Genomic DNA, 20,214 nt, shown 5'->3' on the forward strand with positions numbered 1-20,214 from the left:
TTCGTCCGACCGGCGATCGTTGTCACCTCCGACGATGTGCTGGAGTTCCGGCAACACGCCATCGTCGTCGTGCCCTGCACGACCGCGAGGCGAGGATGGTTGAGCGAAGTCGACATCGGTAGGTTCGGTGTCGCCCAGGCACACCTGCCGACGACCGTCAGCGTCGACCGCGTCATCGAGGCGACGGGCATAAACATCGGGCCCGTGGCGCTGCGACAGGTTCGAGAGCTCATCGCCGACCTGCTCGAACTCTGAGGCGGCCGCCGACCCAATGACCGCGGGCACTCACCCGACCCGGTCGGGGGTCTCGACGCCCGGGTGATCCACCTGTCTCGTCATCCTCATGCTCCCTCGTCGCAGACCCGCTCGCCTGCCATCCAAGCCCAAGCGCCGATGGTCTGCCAGCGCCCCCGAAACTCTTCTGGTCCGCCCCCACCACCCCCGGCCCCGGCTACCCTCACCTCGAAACAACACACAGAAGCCACCGACCGCCGAATCTGGTCCCACGCTGGCGGTGCCCACCCTTCCTCCTCATCCGACGGCGAGTGCCGGTCGTGACGCCCGGTGTCACATGGACGCTGTATCGTTGCTATCAGGAGCAACTGCTGCCACCCGGAGGAGACCCAGCCATGACCTATACCCCGCCATTCCTCCCCGAAGAACGCGCGGCCGATCAGTCACTGCCATCCCGTGTCGCGCGGGCGCGCAAGCTCCGCGAGGAAGCCGCCGCGCAAGTTGAACAGCGCTACGCCGATGTCAAGCAACGCGAGGGCGAGTGGCGCTCTGGCGACTGTCGCGACTTGGAGATGGAGCAGTTGAGTGTCCTCTGACAAGGACGCGCTGGCCGCGCCTCTGCAGAGTCCATTCTTCCGTGCCCTAAACGCGCCGCGATATGAGCGTCAGACTGAAATCCGTCAATATGAAGAGGCCACCAGCCGCTCGTTGATCGTTGTCCACGGACCGATCGCCCAAACTGTGATCACGCCATTTGCCGACGCGATCAATGACGTAGGCAGAGGTGATCCACTCGATTTGATGCTGACATCTCTTGGCGGAGATGGAGAGACGGCGCTGAGAATGGCTTCAATGTGCCACGGAGGACGAGAGGATTTCCGGATTATCGTCGCTGACATGGCGGCCTCGGCAGCAACGCTCCTCGCACTCGCAGCAGAGACGATCGTCATGAGCGACACGTCGGCACTCGGACCAATCGATCCACAGGTTCCGCTGCAAAGACGACGCCAGTATTTCCCTGCCAAAGACATAGTAGCGATTGTTGAGGACTTGGAGGAGCGCTCGAAGGAAAATCCTCAAGCATTTGAACTTTATGCGTCGTTGCTGGCTGACATCGATGCGGTCATCTATCAGACCGCAAAGGCTGCTATACGGCGCACTGAAGAACTTGTTCCCGAACTACTGCGCCTTCGACTGCTGCCTCCTGATACAGAAGAGATCAACACGATCGCGAAAGAACTCCAGAGTCATGCACTCCATTCGGCAACGATAGGCCATCAGCAAGCCAAAGAACTCGGGCTCCCGATCCTCTACATGCCTGGGCAGTCCGATGAGTGGGACATGCTGTGGAGACTGCACACTAGGTATGTGGCGTTGCTTGGTGCATATCCCAACGAGAGTGTATCCATTGAAGGTCGCAGAGTATCGTTCCAGTTCAATGTGAGGGAGCCGTAATGCGCTCGATCCGGCACCGTCCACGGTGATATGCGTTAGGAGCGCTTCGGAAACTAGCGGGGAGTGACTCCGATGAGGGACTGCCCGCCGGGGGAGGGGACCGGTAGCGTGGCGCGGTGCCGCGCAGCGGCCGGCACGCGATCGACAGCGATCGGGAGGATCGAGCATGACCGAGGCGTATATCATCGACGGGGTCCGCACGCCCATGGGTCGGTTCGGCGGGGGGCTGAGCCACGTGCACCCGGTGGACCTGGGCGCGCACGTGCTGCGCGGGCTCGTCGAGCGCACCGGCGTCGACGCCGGCGAGGTGGACGACATCATCTGGGGTTGCGTCGGCCAGATCGGGGCGCAGGCCTTCAACCTGGGCCGCAGCTGCGCGCTGGTGGCGGGATTCCCCGAGCACGTGCCGGCGGTGACCATCGACCGGCAGTGCGGCTCGTCCCAGCAGGCCGTGCACTTCGCCGCCCAGGCGATCATGTCGGGCACCATGGACCTGATAGTCGCCGGCGGCACCGAGGTGATGAGCCTCGTGAAGCTCAACAGCCAGGGCGACGTGGGGCCGCAACTCGGGATGGGCTACCCGTTCGACGCTCCCGGCTGGACGGAGCGCTTCGGCGACGAGCTGATCCACCAGTTCCGCGGCGGCAACCTCATCGCCGAGCGTTGGGGGATCACCGGTGAGGACATGAACGGCCTGGCGCTGCAGAGCCACACCAAGGCGCACCGGGCCTGGGAGGAGGGGCGCTTCGAGGGCCAGGTGCTGCCGGTGGGCGACTGCGATCGAGACGAGGGCATCCGCCCCGACACCTCCATGGAGAAGATGGCCGCGCTGCAGCCGTTCAGCGAGTTCGGTCCGCTGACCGCCGCCATGTCCAGCCAGATCACCGACGGGGCGGCCGCGCTCCTCGTGGCCTCGGAGGCTGCGGTGGAGCGCTACGGCCTCACCCCGCTGGCCCGGATCCACACCATGGCGGTCACCGGCAGCGATCCGGTGCTGATCCTCACCGGTCCGATTCCCGCCACCCAGATGGCACTCAAGCGGGCCGGCCTGAGCGTCGACGATGTCGACCTGTTCGAGTGCAACGAGGCCTTCGCCTCGGTGGTCCTGGCCTGGCAGGCCGAGGTGGGCGTGGACCCCGAGCGGGTGAACGTCAACGGCGGCGCCATCGCCCTGGGCCACCCCTTGGGGGCCAGCGGCGCCCGCATCATGACCACCCTGGTACACGAGATGCGCCGCAGCGGCGCACGCCTCGGGCTGCAGACCATGTGCGAGGGCGGCGGCCTCTCCAACGCCACAATCCTCGAAGCCGCGTAGCCGCAACCGACGAAGGAGCAGCCATGGGCATCCATCTCGACCACGTCTCGCTGCTGGTCAAGGACCTCGATGCGGCCGAGGCGGACTGGACGCGCATCCTGGAGGTGCTCTCGCCCGGCCACACCATGCAGATCACCCGCGGCGAGGGCCTCGACGAGGTGGACGGCACGCCGATGCGCTGGCTGACCTTCCAGAACCCCGACCCGCGCGGCGTCTCGATCCAGCTGTGGTCGCCGGCCGAGCCGGGCCACTGGCCCGACAAGGTGCTGGAGCGGCGCGGCGAGTACGTACACCATCTGGCGTTCTGCTCCGACGACTTCGACGGCATGATCGACCGGGTGCGCGAGGCCGGCCTGCCGCTGGTGATGGACGAGGCCAGCCACCCTGACACCCAGCCCTGGCTGCGCTGGAACTTCCTGCCGCCCAGCGTGGCGCACGGCCCGCTGATCGAGCTGGCGACCCGCTACCTGGCCGTCGGCGAGGAGTGGCTTCCGCACCCCGACAACGCCGAGAACGCCGACCTGGCCGCCGAACTCCACGACCGGTTCGCCGGCTGAGTCGGCGGTCGCGCCCCGGCCACGTCGACCGACCACCTCGCAGTTGTGCCCGAGCCCGCCGATCCCTCCAAGGACGCCGCCGCGGCGACCGGGTCCCCTTCTGAACTGCCGGTTGGCGGCGGCGAGGTTCCCACCGCCGGCTACGGCATGACCATGCCCGTCGAGGACGGCCTCAGCGCCGAGCAGTTCCTGGCGCTCTACGCGGCGGCGGAGGAGGCCGGCTATCACACGGCGCTCTGCGGCGAGGTGGCCGGAGCGGAGGTGTTCTCACTGATGGGCATGGCCGCGATCCGGACCCGCCGGATCCGCCTCGGTTCGGGGATCCTGGCGACGTACACCCGCCCCGCGCCCCTGGCGGCCATGGGTTTCGCAACGCTCGCCTCGGCGGCCCCCGGTCGCATCGTGGCCGGGTTCGGCGCCTCCAGCCCCATCATCGTGGGCCGCTGGCACGGAATCGAGTTCCGCAAGCCCTACACCACCACTCGCGAGTACCTGGAGCTGTTCGCCCGGGCCATGGCCGGCGGCAAGATCAGCTACGACGGCGACGAGCTGCGCTGCGAGGGTTTCCGCCTGCAGATGACGCCGCCCGAGCCGGTGCCGGTGTGGCTCGGCGCCATGGGCGACCGCATGCTGGGGTTGGCCGGCACGGCGGCCGACGGTGCCTTCCTGGCCTGGTGCCCGCCCGACGAGGTGGCGGCCAAGCGTGCGATCGTCCACGATGCGGCGCGGGCCGCCGGGCGAGACCCGGACTCGGTGGAGCTGGTCTGCTCGTTCTGGGGCTACGCCGGTGACCGCCCCGACGAGGCGCGGGAACGAATGCGCCGGGCGGTCCTCGCCTACGCCATGGTGCCGACCCATCAGCACTGCTTCGCGGGCTGCTTCCCGCTCCTGGCCGAGGCTGCCGAGGCCTGGGCCGCCGGCGGTCGCCGCCGGGCACTGGGCTGCGTGGACGACGCGGTCGTGGACGCCGTCTGCGCGGTGGGGGAGGACGCCGTGCGCCGCCGCATCGCCGAGTACCGCGACGTGGGCATCGACACCCCCATCCTGCTGCCAACCGGGGCGGTGCCCGGCGACAGCGAGGGTTCCCTGCAGACGGTGCTTCGCTGCGCCCCGTGACCACGCGCTGCACCCTGTTGCTCAACGGTCCGGCTGGCGCTTGCCCGGCACTCCCGGTGCATCACCGCGAGTGCTGACCCTCGGTCATCCATCTTGTGTGTCAAACGACCGTTTGATACGCTCAACATTGGAGGGGTGAGCCGGCAGAGCGGCCGTCATCGACCCCTCGTTGTGCCCGAGCGAGAGGATCCTGATGGCCAGCTACGACGTGGTCGTGATCGGCGCTGGCGCGGCCGGGCTGTCGGCCGGCGCACTGCTGGCGCGCGAGGGTCGCAGCGTCTGCGTGCTGGAGCGGTCCCCGCATCTCGGCGGCCGCGCCCTGGCGGTGGATGACGAGGGCTTCAAGGTCAACCTCGGCGGGCATCTCATCGAGGACGGCGGCTCGGGCATCACCAAGATCTTCGAGTACGTGGGCGAGGAGTTGATCCACGGCGAGGTGTCCCACGACATGCCCGTGTGGGACAACGACGCCCGCCGCTGGGGCTCCATCCGCGACCGCTACAGCGGCAACAAGACCGAGCTGAAGAAGGTCATCAAGGCCCTCGTCGAGACCTCCTGGGACGAGCTGGAGGCCTGGGACGACCGGCCCTTGCGCGAATGGATCCACCAGCACACCACCGACCAGAGCGTGGTGGAACTCTTCGAGTTCCTGGCCGTGCTGGAGTGCCTCACCGACAACTGGTGGGACCACTCGGCCAGCGACAACCTGTGGGTCCGCAAGATGCACTACGAGGAGCGGCACATGGCCGCCTACTCGTGCTGGCCCGGCCAGGGCTGGGACGGCATGTGGCGCGACCTGGCCGGCGCCGTGGGTCGCCACGGCGGCGAGGTGCGCCTAAACTGCGCCGCCGACCGGGTGCTCATCGAGAACGGCTCGGTGGTCGGCGTGGCGCTGGGGCGCGAGAACGTCATCGTGCCCAACGACGTCGAGCCCGGCGAGGTGCTGGAGACCGGCTGCGTCATCTCCACCCTGCCGGTGTGGAGCGTGCTGCGGGTGGTGCCCGACTGGGAGCTGCCGGACTGGTACGTCAACCAGATCCGCTACCTCGCTCAGGACGCCTACCGGGTGACGTGGCTGGGGCTGTACCTGGCGACCGAGGAGCCGGTCACCATGTACGACCCCCGCGAGCTGTCCACCTGGCTGGCCACCCCGCACAGCCCCACGCCGGGGTTCATGTACGACCAGACCGCCATGGACCCCGACTCCACGCCGCCGGGGGTTCACCTCTACTGCACCGGCGGCGTGATCCCCGGCTCCAAGGGCCGCGACCGCCGCTACGTCAGCGAGATGTACGACCGCTTCGAGGCGGGCCTGTTCGAGATGTACCCGGGCCTGCGCGACCACGTGTGGCGCCGCCGGGGACTCGTCTTCGACCCGCCCTTCGGTGTCGTGCAGAAGCCGATGCTGGTGGGCACCTTCCGTCCCCACTGGCGCGCCCCCAACGTCGACGGCCTCTACTTCGCCTCCGAGACGTTCCGCAGCCGCGGCATCGGCACCGACCGGGCCGCCCGTGCCGCGCTCACCTGCGTGGAGGACTATCTGGGCCACCGCATCGCCTTCTTCGGCGACGGCTGGCGCTACTGACCGACGAGACCCCGAAGAACGGCAACCCGTATGGACTTCTCGCTCACCCCCGAACAGGAGCTCTTCGCCAAGACGGTGCGTTCCTGGGTCGAGCGGGAGTGCCCCAAGAACGTGGCCCGGGACATCGAGATGCAGGAGTTCGAGTACCCGTTCGAACTCTGGGACAAGATGTCGGCGGCCGGGTTCCACGCCATCGGCCTGCCCGAGGAACTGGGCGGGGCCGGCGGCGACGTGCTCACGCAGATGATCCTGACCCGCGAGCTGGCCCGCTCCCTCGCCGGGCTGACCTGGATCTTCGGCATCTCTTCGTTCTGCGCCAAGTCCATCGACGCCTTCGCCCGCCAGGACGCGCGCGAGGAGCTGATCCCCAGCCTCGCCACCGGCGACATCCGGGTGGCGATCTCGGTCACCGAGCCCTCGGGTGGCACCGACCTCATGGGCGCCATGAAGACGCGGGCGGTCGAGGTGCCGGGCGGCTGGCGGATCTCCGGCCAGAAGATCTGGTCAACCGCGGCGCACGTCTCGGACTACCTGTTCCTCATGGCCCGCACCTCCGACAGCCCCGACAAGCCGGCCCACGGGGTGACGCTGTTCCTGGTGCCCAACCCCTCTGACGGTCTGGAGACCCGCCAGATCCCCAAGCTGGGGATGCGCGCCGTGGGCTCCTGTGAGGTGTTCCTCGACGACGTGTTCGTGCCCGACCGCTACGTGGTGGGCGAGCCCGGCATGGGCTTCTACCGCATGCTCTCCACGCTCAACAACGAGCGCGTCATGGTGGCGGCGCTGTGCACCGGCATCCTGGACGCGGTGCTCGAGGACGCCGTGGAGCACCTGAACGAGCGGGAGGCCTTCGGACGCAAGATCGGCGCCTTCCAGGCTCTGCAGCACTTCATCGCCGACATCGCCATGTGGCGCCAGCAGGCCGAGCTGCTCACCTACTACGCCGCCTGGCTCTCCGATCAGGGCCGGGACTGCGGCATCGAGGCCAACATGGCCAAGGTGTGCGCCTCGGAGTACGCCGGGCAGGCCGCCGACCTGGGGATCCAGATGCTCGGCGGCATGGGGTACGCCGCCGAGACCAACATGCAGCGCTACTGGCGGGACGCCCGCCTCTACCGCATCGGCCCCATCAGCAACGAGATGGCCCGCAACAGCATCGCCGAGTCGTTCGGGCTTCCCCGATCGTTCTAGGGGCCTGACCCATGGCGCCGGAGACCGGAACCCGTCATTCCGGGGGAGGCCGGCGCCCAGCGATCCGTCATTCCGGCGAAGGCCGGCGCCCAGCGATCCGTCATTCCGGCGAAGGCCGGAATCCAGACCGGCCAAGTGGCGGGGGCTGAGATGAACCCGGGCGACACTGACGGGGCCCTGGAGGGGCGCGTGGCGCTGGTGACAGGCGCCGGCCGCGGGATCGGCGCTGCAATTGCCCGCCGCTTCGCGGCCGCAGGCGCTGCAGTCGCCGTCAACGACACGGACGCGGCCGCGGTGGCCGAGGTGGTGGCGGCCATCGGAGACGCCGGCGGGCGGGCCGCGACGGCGCCGGGTTCGGTGGTCGACGACGCCACCGGGATCGTCGCCGCGGCCGCCGACCAGCTCGGCGGGCTTGACATCCTCGTGAACAATGCCGGTATCACCCGCGACGTGATGGTCCACCGCATGAGCGACGAGGACTGGGATGCGGTCCTCGACGTGGTGCTGCGCGGCACCTTCAACATGATCCGGGCCGCGGCGCCCTGGCTGCGACGCACCGACCGGGCGCAGATCGCCGCCGAGGGCTGCAAGAAAATCGTCAACGTGGCCTCGATAAACGGCATCTACGGCCTCGCCGGAAACGCCAACTACTCCGCCGCCAAGGCCGGCGTCATCGGGCTCACCAAGTCGGTCTCCCGGGAGTGGGCGCGCTTCGGCGTGTGTGTCAACGCCGTGGCGCCCGGCTACATCGCCGGCACCCGCATGACGAGCGCCCGCGACCCCGAGACCGGCCTCGGCATGGCGCCCGAACTCGTCGAGCGGATCGAGGCGCAGATCCCCATCGGGCGCCCCGGACGGCCCGACGACGTGGCCGAGGCCTGCCTGTGGCTGGCGTCTGCGGCCAGCGATTACTGCTGCGGGCAGGTCATCGAGCTGCACGGCGGCCGCGAGATCATCGAGCTGGTGTGAGCGGGGGAGCGGGCCGGTGCAGGTGAAGCAGACCACGCTCGCTGAGGCCGCGTCGCTGGTCTCCGACGGCGACGTCGTGGCCTTGCAGAACATGGCCACGCAGGCCGCGCCCATGGCGATGGTCCGCGAGCTCATCCGCCAGCGGCGCCGCGAGCTCGGACTGGTGTGCCTGGTGGGGGGCATCGCCCTGGACTGGCTGGCCGCGGCCGGTTGCATGAACCGCTTCATCGGCAATGCCGTGTCGATGGAGCAGTTCGGCCTGGCGCAGCGCTACCGCCGCGCCGTCGAGGCCGGAGCGATCCGCATGGAGGAACTGTCCGAGACGGCGCTGCTCGCAAGGCTCGGCGCCGGCGCCCGCAACCTGCCGTTCCTGCCCACCCGGGGCATGATCGGCACCGACCTCATCGACATCAACGAGAACCTGAGGTTGCTGGAGGACCCGTTCGGCGGCCCGCCCGTGGTGGCGTGCCGGGCGCTGGTGCCAGACGTGGCGCTCGTCCACTGCCACCGGGCCGACCGCCACGGCAACGTGCAGTACGAGCCCACGGCGCTGTGGCCGGACATCGGCATCATGCCCAAGGCCGCCCGCCGCGTCATCGTCACCACCGAGCAGATCGTCGACAGCGACGTGCTGCGCGCCAACCCCGACCGCACGATCCTGCCCGGCTTCATGGTGGATGCCGTCGTGGAGGTCCCCTGGGGCGCGCACCCCACCTCGTTCAACCCGCTGTACGGCTACGACGGCGCGCTGCATCTGGCGTGGGTGGCGGCCGCCCGCTCGGACGAGGCCACCGAGGAGTTCCTCGACAGCTACGTGCATGGCCCGGCCGGCCACGAGGCGTACCTGGAGGCCGTCGGGGGTGACGACCGGATGGCTGCGCTGGCGCGCTGGGAGACGGGCTGATGAGCGCGCCCGCCTACCTGGACTCGCCGCCGGCGGAGGACTGGACCGTCGACGAGTTGATGATCGCCGTGCTGGCTTCGTGCTTCAGCGACGGCGACCAGGCCTGCAACGGCATGGCCAGCTTCCTGCCGGTCGCCGCCTTCCAGCTGGCCAAGCTCACCCACGCCCCCGACCTGGTCTGGCTGGCCGGCGCGGTGGGCTTGGAGCCACGGCCCGGGCCCATCCCGGCCTCCACGCTGGAGTCCCCGCTGTGGCGCGACGCCCTCATGTACGTCGAGCAGTACGGGGATTTCTGGACGCTGGCCCAGAACGGCCGCTGGCTGCAGAAGTTCTGCGTCGGCGCCGCCCAACTCGACCGCTTCGGCAACGCCAACAACTCCGTCATCGGCGGCGACTTCCACACCCCGAAGGTCCGGCTCCCCGGCACCGCCGGCCTGGCCGACATGGGCTCGATCGGCAAGCTCCTCTATTACTGGAACCCCAACCACAATCCCCGATCCCTGGTGGGGCGGGTGGACTTCGTCTCCTGCGCCGGCTATCTGGGCGGAGGCGACGAGCGCGAGCGCCTCGGCCTCACCGGCGGTCCCGAACTCGTCGTCACCAACCTCTGCGTGATGGATTTCGAGCCCGACACCAAGCACATGCGGCTGCGCTCGGTGCACCCCGGGGTGACCGTCGAGCAGGTGCTGGAGGCCACCGGCTTCGAGCCGGCGCTGCCGCCCGGCGGGGTGCCCGTGACCCCGAAGCCGACCGCCGAGCAGGTGCGCCTCATCCGTGAAGTGATCGATCCGCACGGTACGCGCCACCGCGAGTTCCGCCGCCGCTAGCAGACTTGCCCGCGATGTCGCCGAGTCCTGACTCGTCATTCCGGCGAAGGCCGGAATCCAGGCGGAGCCGATCACCGACCTTGCCGGCCGGATCGTCCTCGACGGCGTAGGAGCGGAGCAAGTCCATGGACATCCAGATCGGCGTTCCGGGCCAGCTGATGCCGCCGGCGGACCGGGCGGTGTCGCTGGCGCGGCGCAACGAGGCCGACGGGTTCGACGCCGTGTGGTGGCCGTGCCACCTGATGGGCTGGCACTCCGACTCGGTCTGGACGCCCGACATGACGCCGTTCGCCGCGGTGCAGCCCAGCCCGCACACCTACTTCGACCCTATGCTGATGATGGCCGTCGTCGGCAGCCAGACCAGCCGCATCCGCGTCGGCGTGGTCGTGACCGACCTGCTGCGCCGCCATCCCGCCATGGTGGCCAACATGGCCCTCACCCTCGACCACCTCACCGAGGGCCGGGCGATCCTCGGGCTCGGCTCGGGCGAGCGCATGAACGTGGTGCCCTACGGGGTGGACTTCTCCCGCCCGGTGAGCCGCCTGGCCGAGGGCATCGAGGTGATCCGCCTGCTGTGGGGCGCCGACGGCCCGGTGGACTATGAGGGCCGCTACTTCCGCCTGAAGGACGCCGTGCTGGGGCTCGCCCCGTACTCCGACCGCCCGCCGCCGCTGTGGACCGCCGCGCACGGGCCCCGCATGCTCGGCATCACCGGCCGCCTCGCCGACGGCTGGCTGCCCACCAAGCTGTCGCCGCAGCGCTACGGCGAGGCGCTGGGAACCATCCGCCAGGCCTCGGTGGAAGCGGGCCGCGACGCCGAGGCGGTCACGCCCGGGCTGCTGGCCTACGTGCTGGTGGCGCCCGACGAGGCCTCGCTGCGGCGCCTGCAGGAGGCCCCCATGGTGCGGGCCCTCATGGTGATGCTGCCCGCCGAGGTGTTCGAGTCGCTGGGCGTCGAGCCCCCCGAGGGCTTCCACGCGCTGGTGCCCGCGTCGCTGTCCCGCCCCGAGGCGCTGGCGGTGATCGACGGGATCCCGCCGCGGGTCGTGGACTACTACTGCTTCTGCGGCACGCCGGAACAGATCGCCGAGCAGGTCGCCGAGTACCACGCTGCGGGGCTGCGCCACCTCGTGATGTGGAACATCACGCCGTTCGGCGATCCCGACCTGGCAGGCTGGTCCTTCCAGGCCCTCGGCGAGGTGAAGGACATCCTGCGGGACATGCCATGAACACCCAATCGCCCAGCAGCGTGGTGCGGCGCTACTTCGACGCTGTGGACGCCGAGGACTTCGACACCCTGCGCCAGGTCCTGCACCCCGACGTGGCATTGACGGCGTGCGGTTCGCGGCCCCGCCGGGGATCCGAGGCCGCGCTCGACCTGTTCGCCAAGATCTTCGAGCGCTTCCCTGTGCACTCAGACCGCCCCACCAGGCTGATCTGCGACGGCGACACCGTCGTGGCCGAGATCCACTTCGAGGGCCGCAGTGCCGCCGGTACCGACATCAGCTTCGAGGCCGTGGACATCTTCGACATCGTCGACGGCCGCATCGTGCGCCTCACGCAGTGGCTCGACAGCGCTCACCTGGAACGCCAGTTACGTTCTCCGGGGTCGTAGTAGCAGCAGGCCGACCAATGCCGCCGAGTTCTGCCCGTCATTCCGGCGAAGGCCGGAATCCAGGGCCTGGCGCAGGGATTGGCGTGGCGGCTGAGCGCAGAACATTCTCAAGTGGCCGAAGCTGGACCGAGGAGACAGTCATGAGCTTCACGGAGCGACAGTGGGTGGAGGTCACCACGCTCGGTGACCTGATCGTGCGGGCGGCGACCCGCCATCCCGACGGCGACGCCGTCGTCTTCCCCGAGACGCGCCACACGTTCGGTTCGCTGCTGGAGGCCGCCGAGCGGGCCGCCCGCTCACTGCTGGGGCTCGGGATCCGGCCGGGCGACCACGTCGGCATCCTCATGTCCAACTGCATGGACTTCGTGGAGGTCATGTTCGGGGCCGCACTCATCGGCGCTCCGGTAATCCCCATCAACGCCCGCTTCAAGGGCCGCGAACTCTCCTACGTGGCCCGCGACGCCGACCTGCGCCTGCTCGTCACCAGCGACATCATCGACCAGCACACCGACTACGTAGAGATCCTGCACGGCTGCCTGGAGGGTCTCGCCGAGGCGCCCGACGTCCATGACCTGCGCCTGCAGGCCGTCCCCGAGCTCCGCAGCGTCGTGTTTCTGGGCACCTCCTCACCGGCGGGGATGATCGACCGGGCCGGCTTCGAAGCGGCCGCCGAGGGCGTCGGGCTCGACACGGTGCACCTGCTGCGCAGCCGGGTGGCGCTGCGCGACATCGCCATGATGATGTACACGTCGGGCACGACCGCGGAGCCGAAGGGTTGCCCGATGACCCACGAGCAGCTCGTGCGCACCAGTTCGGTGGGCTGCGAGCGCTTCGAAATGACCTCCGCGGACGTGTTCTGGGATCCGCTGCCGCTGTTCCACATGAGTTCGATCCTGCCGCTCATCGGCTGCATCGAGGCGGGCGCCGGCTACGTGACGCTCACCCACTTCGACCCCGCTGTGGCCATCGCCCAGCTGCGCGACGAGCGCGCCACCATCTGCTTCTCCACGTTCCCGACGGTCACGACGGTGATGCTGAACCACCCCGACTGGGACCCGGCGGCCCTGAGCAGCATCCGGCTCATGAACAACGTCGCCTCACCGGCCGCCCTGGAGGAGATCCACAGAATGCTGCCCGGCATGGCCCACATGAACGCCTACGGGCTCACCGAGTGCGGCGGTGTCGTGGCCTTCACCGCCCCCGACGACCCGCCGGAGGTGCGCTCGACCACCTCGGGGCGGCCGTTCCGGGGCATCGAGGTGCAGATCCGGGACTTCGACGGTGGCGAGGTGGTGCCCACCTGGGAGCGGGGCGAGATCTGGTGCCGGGGCTTCAACGTCTTCGAGGGCTACTACAAGGATCCCGTCAAGACCGCGGAATGCTTCGACGACGAGGGCTGGTTCAACACCGGCGACATCGGGCGGATGGACGCCGACGGGCGGGTCGGCTACCTCGGCCGCGTCAAGGACATGCTGAAGGTGGGCGGTGAGAACGTGGCCGCCGTCGAGATCGAGTCCTACCTGCAGACCCACGATGCCGTGGCGATCGCCCAGGTCGTCGGGATCCCCGACGAGCGCTACGTGGAGGTGCCGGCCGCCTTCGTGGAGCTCATGCCGGGCGCCGACGCTGCCGAGAGCGACCTGATCGCCTACTGCAAAGGCAACATCGCCTCGTTCAAGGTCCCGCACTACGTGCGCTTCGTGAAGGAATGGCCCCTCTCGGCCACGAAGATCCAGAAGTTCCGCCTGCAAGAGCAACTGTGCGAAGAACTGGGCCTGACCTGAAGTCGCGTCCAGTGTCCCTCTTCGGTCATTCCGCGTACGAGTGCCCTCCCTCCGTCATTCCGGAGGGTCAGGCCCGCCACCCGCCGGGGACACCGAACAGTATGAGTGTCATTCCGGCGAAGGCCGGAATCCAGTGCTGGACCAGCCCATGACCCTCGGCCCGTGGCTGCGGGCCTGTGCCGAGCGCAACGGCGACCGCGAGGCCATCGAGGCCATGGGCGCGGCGAAGTCCTACGCCGGGCTCGACACCGATGCCGACCGCCTGGCCGCAGGACTGACCGCGGGCATCGGCCTGGCGCCCGGCGATCGGGCCGCCGTCATCATGCGCAACAGCCTGGCCTGCGTGGACACCTGGTTCGCCATGGCCCGCAGCGGCATCGTCGACGTTCCGGTCAACGTCGCGCAGCGAGGCGACGGGCTCGCCTACGTGCTGGGGCAGTCCCGCTCGCAGGCCGTTGTCTGCGACATCGAGTTCGCCGACCGGCTGGTGGAGGTGATGCCGGAGTTGCCCGAACTTCGCCACGTCGTCCTCCACCGCCCGGATGGCGGGGACCCGGGCACGCCGGAGTTCGGTCGCGGCGTGGCCGTGCACGAGTTGCCGTCGCTGTACGGCGACGCGGCGCCGGACCTGCCGGCGCTGGAGGCCACCGATACCGCCGTGATCCTCTACACCTCGGGCACCACCGGGCCGCCCAAGGGGGCGATGCTGAGCCACGCCGCCAACCTGCGGCTGACCCGCCAGACACGCTGGCTCATGGGCTACGGCCCGAACGACGTCCTGTACACGGCCTTCCCGCTGTTCCACATCAACGCCCGGTACACCACGGTCACCGTCGCCATGGAGGCGGGCGCCCGCTGCGTGCTGGAGCAGCGTTTCAGCGCCGGAGCCTTCTGGGACACGTGCCGGGCCAAGGGAGTCACGGCCTTCAACTACATGGGCGCCCTGCTCATGATGCTGTGGAAGCAGCCGGCTCGGCCCGACGATGCCGACCACCCGGTGCGGCGAGGGTTCGGGGCACCGTGCCCGCCGGACATCTGGGAGCCGTTCGAGGAGCGGTTCGATGTGCGGCTCACAGAGGTGTACGGCTCCACCGAGGTGCCGATCGTGACCCAGAACGGCATGGCCGCCGCCGAGGGGGCCGACCGCCGCATCGGCACCGCCGGGCGGCCGTCGGGCCTGTACGACATGCGGATCGTCGACGAGGCCGGCGTCGAGGCGCCACCCGGGGTGGCGGGGGAGATCGTGGTGCGCTCGCGGCCCGAGAACGCCACCTTCAGCGGCTACTACGACATGACCGAGGCCACCGCGGAGGCCTGGCGGGGCGGCTGGTTCCACACCGGAGACCGGGGCGTCGTGGACGCCGACGGCTACCTCACGTTCATCGACCGTATGAAGGACTGCGTGCGCCGCCGCGGTGAGAACATCAGCTCCTGGGAGGTGGAGCAGTCGATCGCCCGGCATCCCGCCGTGCTGGAGGCCGCCGTGGTGGGGGTCCCCTCGGAGCTCAGCGAGGAGGAGGTGCTGGCCTGCGTGGTGCTGAAGCCGGACCGCGCTCTCACCGAGGCCGAGTTGGTCGAGCACTGCACCGGCCGGATGGCCGACTTCGCTGTGCCGCGCTATATCCGCTGGATGGACGAGTTGCCCCGCAACGCCTCCGAGCGGGTCCAGAAGTTCCAACTTCGTGCCGAGGGCCTCACGCCCGGCACCTGGGACCGCCTCGCCGAGACCGGGGTCCGGCGATGAGAGTCGTCGTGCTGGGCGCCGGGGCCCTCGGCTCGGTGTACGGAGGCTGGCTTGCCGACGCCGGCGCGGAGGTGATGCTGGTGGCTCGCCGCCCACACGCCGAGGCCGTGCGCGAGCGGGGTCTGGAGGTCCGCTCGTTCGACGCCGGAACGAAGACCTGCCACGTCGACGCCACCGACGATCCCGCCGCGGCCGGCGACGCCGATCTGGTGCTCGTGGCCGCCAAGTCGTTCGACGTGCCCGCGTTGCTGGCCGCCTACGGTGGCCGGTGCTCCATGGCCTTCTCCGTCCAGAACGGCGTGGAGCAGGCCCTCCCGCTGGTGGAGCGCTTCGGCCCTGCCGCCGTCGAGGGGGTGTCGATGGTGGGCGGCACGCTCGTGGGCCCGGGCGTGGCCGAGTACAGCTTCACCGGGGCGACCTACGTGGGCGACGTCGGCGGGACCACGCCCGGCACCGCCGCCCGGATCGCCGCCGCGCTGCCCGAGCGCATCACCGAACGCCCCGACATCACCTCGGTGCAGTGGACCAAGGCCACGCTGGCGGTGGCCGCAATGGGCGTGGTGGCCCTCACGCGGTCGATCTACCACCGGATGTTCGTCACCCCGGCGCTGCGGGAGGTGTTCCTGGACCTGATGTGCGAGGCGGCCCTGGTTGCGCGCAGCGAGGGGGTCCCGCTGATCGACCTGCCGGGTCCCATGCGGGTCCGCACGTTCACGACCCTGCCCCGTGAGCAGGCCTTGGAGGTGCTGCGCGAGTTCGGCGAGCACCTGGTCGCAACGGGACAGACCGGTGTGAAGGTGTCGGCCCTCCAGAGCATCGAGCGCGGCCGGCCCCTGGAGGTGGATGCCGTCTTCGCCCCGTTCGCCCGGCGCGCCGCCGAGCGCGGCCTCGATGTGCCGCTGCTGGCGGGCGTCACCCGGATGATGTTCGGCATCGACGCGGCGATCCGCGAGGATGTCGGGGCAACTGCTGAGTGATGCTGCGAGGCAGCCGTCCCGTCGTTCCGGCGGAGGCCGGAAGTCACGTTCCGGCGGCTCTGCCGGTGCTGCGGGCGGGCCGCCCGGCAGGCTGCTCATGATGTCGGTTGCGCCTCGCCTGTGCCCTCGCAGCACTAGGTCGGACCGGAGACGCGTGTCGTGAAGCCGGGCGAGTTCCTCCGGCTGGTGCGGCTGCGGCCCCGCTCCACCCCGCCGCACTCCTACAACGACTTCTGCCGTCTCGCCCGGCGCCGGCTGCCTCGCTTGGTCTACGACTTCGTGGAGGGCGGCGCCGACGGCGAGATCACGTTGCGGGCCAACTTCGAGGCATTCGACCGGGTGCACTTCACGGCCCGCTCGCTCGTGGACGTCACCGAACGGGATCCGGGAGTCACCGTGCTGGGCCGTCGTCTCGAGGTGCCGTTCATCTGCGGGCCCGCGGGTCTGGCCCGCCTCGTGCATCGCGACGGCGAACTGGCCGCGGCGCGGGCGGCCGCCACCGCCGGCACCGTCTTCGTCATCAGCACGGCCTCCAGCTACAGCATCGAGGAAATCGCCGCGGTGAGCGACGGGCCGCTGTGGTTCCAGCTGTACCTGTGGCGCAGCCCCGACGTGGTGGCGCGGCTCGTGGACCGGGCGGGCGCCGCCGGCTGCGAAGCGATCGTGCTCACGGTGGACGTACCGCTCATCGGCAAGCGCGAGCGCGACCTGCGCAACGGGATGATGATCCCGCCGAGTATCGGCCCCGCCCAAGCGCTGGAGGCCATCCGCCGCCCCCGCTGGATGTGGCACCTCGCCTCCGGGCCGCCCGTGCATTTCGGCAGCCTCCTGGACCTCGTGCCGCCCAACACCGACATGGCGTCCATGTCCGCTTTCATGGACCGCGAGCTGTCCGACCTTTCCAAGACGTGGGATGACGTGGCCTGGCTGCGCGAGCGTTGGGACGGCCCCCTCCTCATCAAGGGGGTGATGAGCGCCGCAGACGCCCGCCGCTGCGTCGAGCAGGGCGCCGACGCCGTCGTGGTGTCCAACCACGGCGGCCGCCAACTCGACGGCCTGCCCGCCGCCCTCGACGTGCTCGGTGAGATCGTCGAAGAGGTCGGCGGAGAGGCCGAGGTGATCCTCGACGGCGGGGTGCGCCGGGGGGCCGACCTCATCAAGGCTCGGGCCCTGGGCGCAACCTGCGCCATGGGCGGCCGGGCCTGGTTCTGGCCGCTCGCCGCCGGTGGCGAGGCGGGCGTGGCGCGGATGCTCGAGATCCTCCGCGGCGACGTCGACCGCCTCCTCGCCTTGCTCGGCCGCAACTCCTACGAAGCTCTCGACGCCTCCGTTCTCCGCTAGCTGTGGTCCCGGTCCGGCTTGCGGTTGTCCGGGCGGGGCCTCCGGTGGCCGTCGGCGGATCGGCCGGCGAAATCGATCCAGCGCCCCCCGGCGTCCCCGCCCTCGGGCTGCGGTTCCGGTGCCGGCCCGATGCCGTTCGGGCGGAGGCCACGCGTCAGCCGGTGCGCGCCGGGAGCGACTCCACCGCTTGGCGGGCTTCGGCGATTGCGTCGCCGATGGTGCGGGGGCTGCGGGCGTCGCCGATGCGGACCGTGTGGATGCCGGTGGCGGCCGGTCGCTCCTCGTTGCGGCCCTGGGGCACCACGGCGGCGGGGACGTTCACCCGTACCGGTTCGGCCACGACGATGCTGCGAGCGGACAGCAGCGAACTCTCGCCGGCGGCGTCGCGCCACTCCACGCCGCCTGGGACGATCCGGAGGGCCTGACCCTGGACGGCGGCCTCGGGGGCCAGTCGCGTCAGGTAGGCCCGGCGGGCCAGACCGGAGGTGTCGTGGCCGAGCCGCTCGGCGCTCAGCAGCGAGACCCGGTAGCCGCCCCGGCGGCACCACAGGGCGGCTGCCAGGGCGCGGCTCCCCCCGCCGAGCACCGTCACGGGGTCGATGAGGTGCCAGGTTCCGTGGCTGGAGGACCGGCCCTCCAGCAGATCCTCCAGCGTCCATGCCGGCAGGTGCTCATAGCCGTCGAGCACTTCGGGGGCGGTCTCCGCGCCGGTGGCGAGGATGAGGTGGTCCGCCGGGATCCCGGCCAGGTCGTCGGCTGCGCTGACTTCGGTGCCGAGCGACACCGTGACGCCGAGCCGCCCGAGCTCGCCCTCATACCAGCCCGCCAGGCGCGCGAGGTGGCCCAGGCCGGGAGTCGCTGCGGCCAGGTTCAGGGCACCGCCGAGCCGGTCGGCCCGCTCCACCAGATGCACCTCGTGGCCGAGCTGGGCGGCACGGCGGGCCGCCTCCATCCCGGCCGGCCCGCCGCCCACCACCAGCACCCGGCCCGGTGCCTCGGCGCGCTCTGGAGGCCGGTGCGTCTCGCGCCCCACGCCGGGGTTCACCGAGCAGGAGATCGCCTCGCCGTACTGCAGCTGGCCGGCGCAGCCCTCCACCGTGGCGATGCACGGCCGGATCCGGTCGGATCGCCCACTCGCTGCCTTGGCGACCCAGTCCTCGTCCGCCAGCAGTGCCCGCCCCAGCCCCACGGCGTCGCAGCGCCCGGCGGCCAGCGCCTCCTCGGCGCTCTCCGGTGTGGTGATCCGACCCACGCCGATCACCGGCACGTCCACGTTGCGGCGCACCTCGGCGGCGAGATCCAGGAAGGCGCCCTCGGGGTCGTCCAGCAGGGGAATGGTCCACGGCACGGAGCCGTATACGCCCGCCGAGACGACGAAGGAGTCGGCGCCCGCCTCGGCGAACCGCTGCGCGGCCACCACGGCGTCGGCGACCTGCAGGCCGCCGGGCACGAGATCCGAGCCGTTGATGCGCACCACCACGGCCAACTCCGGTGCGGCCTTGCGTACCGCCTCGATCACCTCGCAGCCGAAGCGGCTGCGCTCGGCGACGGTGGCGCCGCCGAAACGGTCCGTGCGCCGGTTGGACTCGGCCGACAGGAACTGACCGATGAGGTAGCCATGGCCGCCGTGGACCTCCACCGCCGCGAAGCCGCTTGCTGCGGCCCGCTCGGCCGCCTGGCCGAACGCCGCCACGATCGCCTCGGCCTCATCGGTCGACAGCGGCCGCGGCGCGATCCGCACGTGCGCGCCGGCCTGTACCGCCGACGGCGCCACGGGCGGTTCGCCGATCACGTCCGGCGACACCTGGCGTCCCCCGTGACCGAGCTGGATGCACGGGTGCGCGCCCACCGACGCAATGGCCTCGGCGAGCGGTGCCAGCGCCTCCGCGGCCCCCTCGGGCCACAGCCAGGCGATGGCGTTCTCGACCCGTCCCGCCGGCGCCACCGCCGAGAAGCCCGCGGTGGCCAGCGCCGTGCCCCGGCTGCGGGTGCGGTAGTAGGCCAGCGCCTCGTCGTCCGGCGCGCCCTGCGAGAACCCGAACCCCGTCGTCATAGCCGACAACACGATCCGGTTGGGTAACTCCAGCCCGCCGATCCTCAGCGGGCTGAACAGCAGCGGATACGCCGATTCGGGCACGACGCGGCAGTGTAGGTGCCCCCTGCACGTCCCGGCCGAGTGCCGCTGCCTCGGGTTGTAGGACTATTTCCAATGAAAACTAGTATTATATATTGAAACGTGACAGATTGTCTGCCGACAGGTTAGGCTTTGCCCCTCGGCAGGAGCCGCGGTAGGATCACAGGAGGTGCACGTATGAACACCGCAATCGTCTCGTCCATCATCGGTACCGTCGGTGCCGCTTTCATCACCGTTCTCGTCTTCTACCTTCAGAGCCTGCGCGACGACATCCGAGCGGTTGGAGTTCGGATCGACAAGGTCGAGTCGAGTCTGTCGTCGAGTCTGTTGTCGATCCACCAGAGCCTCGCTCGGATCGAAACGACCCTGGAGGAGCACGGCCGGCAGCTTGAGCGGATGGCCGATCATGGTGAGCGGATCGCTGCCCTCGAGAGCGCGGGCGCCGCGGTGTCCTGAAACACTCGTG

The 20,214-nt window shown here is 70.1% G+C and carries 19 protein-coding genes; 18 read left to right on the forward strand and 1 reads right to left on the reverse strand.

What is annotated here, in order from left to right:
* The 17 genes from OXG55_00975 to OXG55_01055 all read left to right on the forward strand — a co-directional run.
* A partial coding sequence (locus OXG55_00975) for a type II toxin-antitoxin system PemK/MazF family toxin (protein ID MCY4101827.1) occupies positions 1-255 on the forward strand: 255 nt, incomplete at its 5' end.
* Between the two features lie 374 nt (positions 256-629).
* Positions 630-830: a hypothetical protein gene (locus tag OXG55_00980; protein ID MCY4101828.1), complete on the forward strand. Its 201-nt coding sequence runs from the start codon at positions 630-632 to the stop codon at positions 828-830.
* Positions 820-1,689, forward strand: a complete 870-nt coding sequence (locus OXG55_00985) for a hypothetical protein (protein MCY4101829.1) — start codon at positions 820-822, stop codon at positions 1,687-1,689. The genes OXG55_00980 and OXG55_00985 overlap by 11 nt, the downstream gene beginning before the upstream one ends.
* A gap of 166 nt (positions 1,690-1,855) precedes the next feature.
* A complete protein-coding gene (locus tag OXG55_00990; GenBank protein ID MCY4101830.1) occupies positions 1,856-3,004 on the forward strand; it encodes an acetyl-CoA C-acyltransferase in 1,149 nt (382 codons plus the stop codon).
* 23 nt (positions 3,005-3,027) lie between these two features.
* Positions 3,028-3,561 (forward strand): VOC family protein, encoded by a 534-nt coding sequence (locus tag OXG55_00995; protein MCY4101831.1) that lies wholly within the window; start codon positions 3,028-3,030, stop codon positions 3,559-3,561.
* Positions 3,562-3,606: 45 nt separating this feature from the next.
* Positions 3,607-4,677, forward strand: a complete 1,071-nt coding sequence (locus OXG55_01000; GenBank protein MCY4101832.1) for an LLM class flavin-dependent oxidoreductase — start codon at positions 3,607-3,609, stop codon at positions 4,675-4,677.
* A gap of 193 nt (positions 4,678-4,870) precedes the next feature.
* Complete coding sequence (locus OXG55_01005) at positions 4,871-6,262, forward strand: FAD-dependent oxidoreductase (GenBank protein ID MCY4101833.1); 1,392 nt, start codon at positions 4,871-4,873, stop codon at positions 6,260-6,262.
* Positions 6,263-6,292: 30 nt separating this feature from the next.
* On the forward strand, positions 6,293-7,453 hold the full coding sequence (locus OXG55_01010) for an acyl-CoA/acyl-ACP dehydrogenase (GenBank protein MCY4101834.1): 1,161 nt from the start codon (positions 6,293-6,295) through the stop codon (positions 7,451-7,453).
* Between the two features lie 150 nt (positions 7,454-7,603).
* Positions 7,604-8,422, forward strand: a complete 819-nt coding sequence (locus OXG55_01015) for an SDR family oxidoreductase (protein ID MCY4101835.1) — start codon at positions 7,604-7,606, stop codon at positions 8,420-8,422.
* Positions 8,423-8,438: 16 nt separating this feature from the next.
* Positions 8,439-9,326, forward strand: a complete 888-nt coding sequence (locus tag OXG55_01020; protein MCY4101836.1) for a CoA transferase subunit A — start codon at positions 8,439-8,441, stop codon at positions 9,324-9,326.
* Positions 9,326-10,153, forward strand: a complete 828-nt coding sequence (locus tag OXG55_01025; protein MCY4101837.1) for a CoA-transferase subunit beta — start codon at positions 9,326-9,328, stop codon at positions 10,151-10,153. The genes OXG55_01020 and OXG55_01025 overlap by 1 nt, the downstream gene beginning before the upstream one ends.
* Positions 10,154-10,278: 125 nt before the next feature.
* The gene (locus OXG55_01030; GenBank protein ID MCY4101838.1) at positions 10,279-11,382 is read left to right on the forward strand and encodes an LLM class flavin-dependent oxidoreductase; all 1,104 of its coding nucleotides are present in this window, start codon (positions 10,279-10,281) and stop codon (positions 11,380-11,382) included.
* Positions 11,379-11,768: a nuclear transport factor 2 family protein gene (locus OXG55_01035; protein ID MCY4101839.1), complete on the forward strand. Its 390-nt coding sequence runs from the start codon at positions 11,379-11,381 to the stop codon at positions 11,766-11,768. Before OXG55_01030 ends, OXG55_01035 begins: the two co-directional genes overlap by 4 nt.
* Positions 11,769-11,908: 140 nt before the next feature.
* Positions 11,909-13,552, forward strand: a complete 1,644-nt coding sequence (locus OXG55_01040; GenBank protein MCY4101840.1) for an AMP-binding protein — start codon at positions 11,909-11,911, stop codon at positions 13,550-13,552.
* A 133-nt stretch (positions 13,553-13,685) separates the two neighbouring features.
* Positions 13,686-15,296 (forward strand): AMP-binding protein, encoded by a 1,611-nt coding sequence (locus OXG55_01045; GenBank protein ID MCY4101841.1) that lies wholly within the window; start codon positions 13,686-13,688, stop codon positions 15,294-15,296.
* A complete protein-coding gene (locus tag OXG55_01050) occupies positions 15,293-16,273 on the forward strand; it encodes a 2-dehydropantoate 2-reductase (GenBank protein ID MCY4101842.1) in 981 nt (326 codons plus the stop codon). Before OXG55_01045 ends, OXG55_01050 begins: the two co-directional genes overlap by 4 nt.
* Before the next feature lie 159 nt (positions 16,274-16,432).
* Positions 16,433-17,614: an alpha-hydroxy acid oxidase gene (locus OXG55_01055; protein MCY4101843.1), complete on the forward strand. Its 1,182-nt coding sequence runs from the start codon at positions 16,433-16,435 to the stop codon at positions 17,612-17,614.
* A gap of 154 nt (positions 17,615-17,768) precedes the next feature.
* Here OXG55_01055 and OXG55_01060 read toward each other — a convergent pair whose 3' ends face one another.
* Positions 17,769-19,751, reverse strand: coding sequence for an FAD-dependent oxidoreductase (locus OXG55_01060; GenBank protein MCY4101844.1), 1,983 nt, complete (start codon positions 19,749-19,751; stop codon positions 17,769-17,771).
* Between the two features lie 174 nt (positions 19,752-19,925).
* On the opposite strand from OXG55_01060, the gene OXG55_01065 reads away from it, so the two are divergent.
* Positions 19,926-20,204, forward strand: coding sequence for a hypothetical protein (locus tag OXG55_01065; GenBank protein ID MCY4101845.1), 279 nt, complete (start codon positions 19,926-19,928; stop codon positions 20,202-20,204).
* The last annotated feature ends 10 nt before the right edge of the window (positions 20,205-20,214 follow it).

The sequence above is a fragment of the bacterium genome, assembly GCA_026708055.1.
In the GTDB taxonomy this organism is placed as follows: domain Bacteria; phylum Actinomycetota; class Acidimicrobiia; order Acidimicrobiales; family CATQHL01; genus VXNF01.

Coding starts and splice junctions, on each gene's coding strand:
- OXG55_00980 (MCY4101828.1), top strand. CDS start 630: ATGACCTATACCCCGCCATTCCTCCCCGAAGAACGCGCGGCCGATCAG.
- OXG55_00990 (MCY4101830.1), top strand. CDS start 1,856: ATGACCGAGGCGTATATCATCGACGGGGTCCGCACGCCCATGGGTCGG.
- OXG55_00995 (MCY4101831.1), top strand. CDS start 3,028: ATGGGCATCCATCTCGACCACGTCTCGCTGCTGGTCAAGGACCTCGAT.
- OXG55_01005 (MCY4101833.1), top strand. CDS start 4,871: ATGGCCAGCTACGACGTGGTCGTGATCGGCGCTGGCGCGGCCGGGCTG.
- OXG55_01010 (MCY4101834.1), top strand. CDS start 6,293: ATGGACTTCTCGCTCACCCCCGAACAGGAGCTCTTCGCCAAGACGGTG.
- OXG55_01015 (MCY4101835.1), top strand. CDS start 7,604: ATGAACCCGGGCGACACTGACGGGGCCCTGGAGGGGCGCGTGGCGCTG.
- OXG55_01025 (MCY4101837.1), top strand. CDS start 9,326: ATGAGCGCGCCCGCCTACCTGGACTCGCCGCCGGCGGAGGACTGGACC.
- OXG55_01030 (MCY4101838.1), top strand. CDS start 10,279: ATGGACATCCAGATCGGCGTTCCGGGCCAGCTGATGCCGCCGGCGGAC.
- OXG55_01035 (MCY4101839.1), top strand. CDS start 11,379: ATGAACACCCAATCGCCCAGCAGCGTGGTGCGGCGCTACTTCGACGCT.
- OXG55_01040 (MCY4101840.1), top strand. CDS start 11,909: ATGAGCTTCACGGAGCGACAGTGGGTGGAGGTCACCACGCTCGGTGAC.
- OXG55_01050 (MCY4101842.1), top strand. CDS start 15,293: ATGAGAGTCGTCGTGCTGGGCGCCGGGGCCCTCGGCTCGGTGTACGGA.
- OXG55_01065 (MCY4101845.1), top strand. CDS start 19,926: ATGAACACCGCAATCGTCTCGTCCATCATCGGTACCGTCGGTGCCGCT.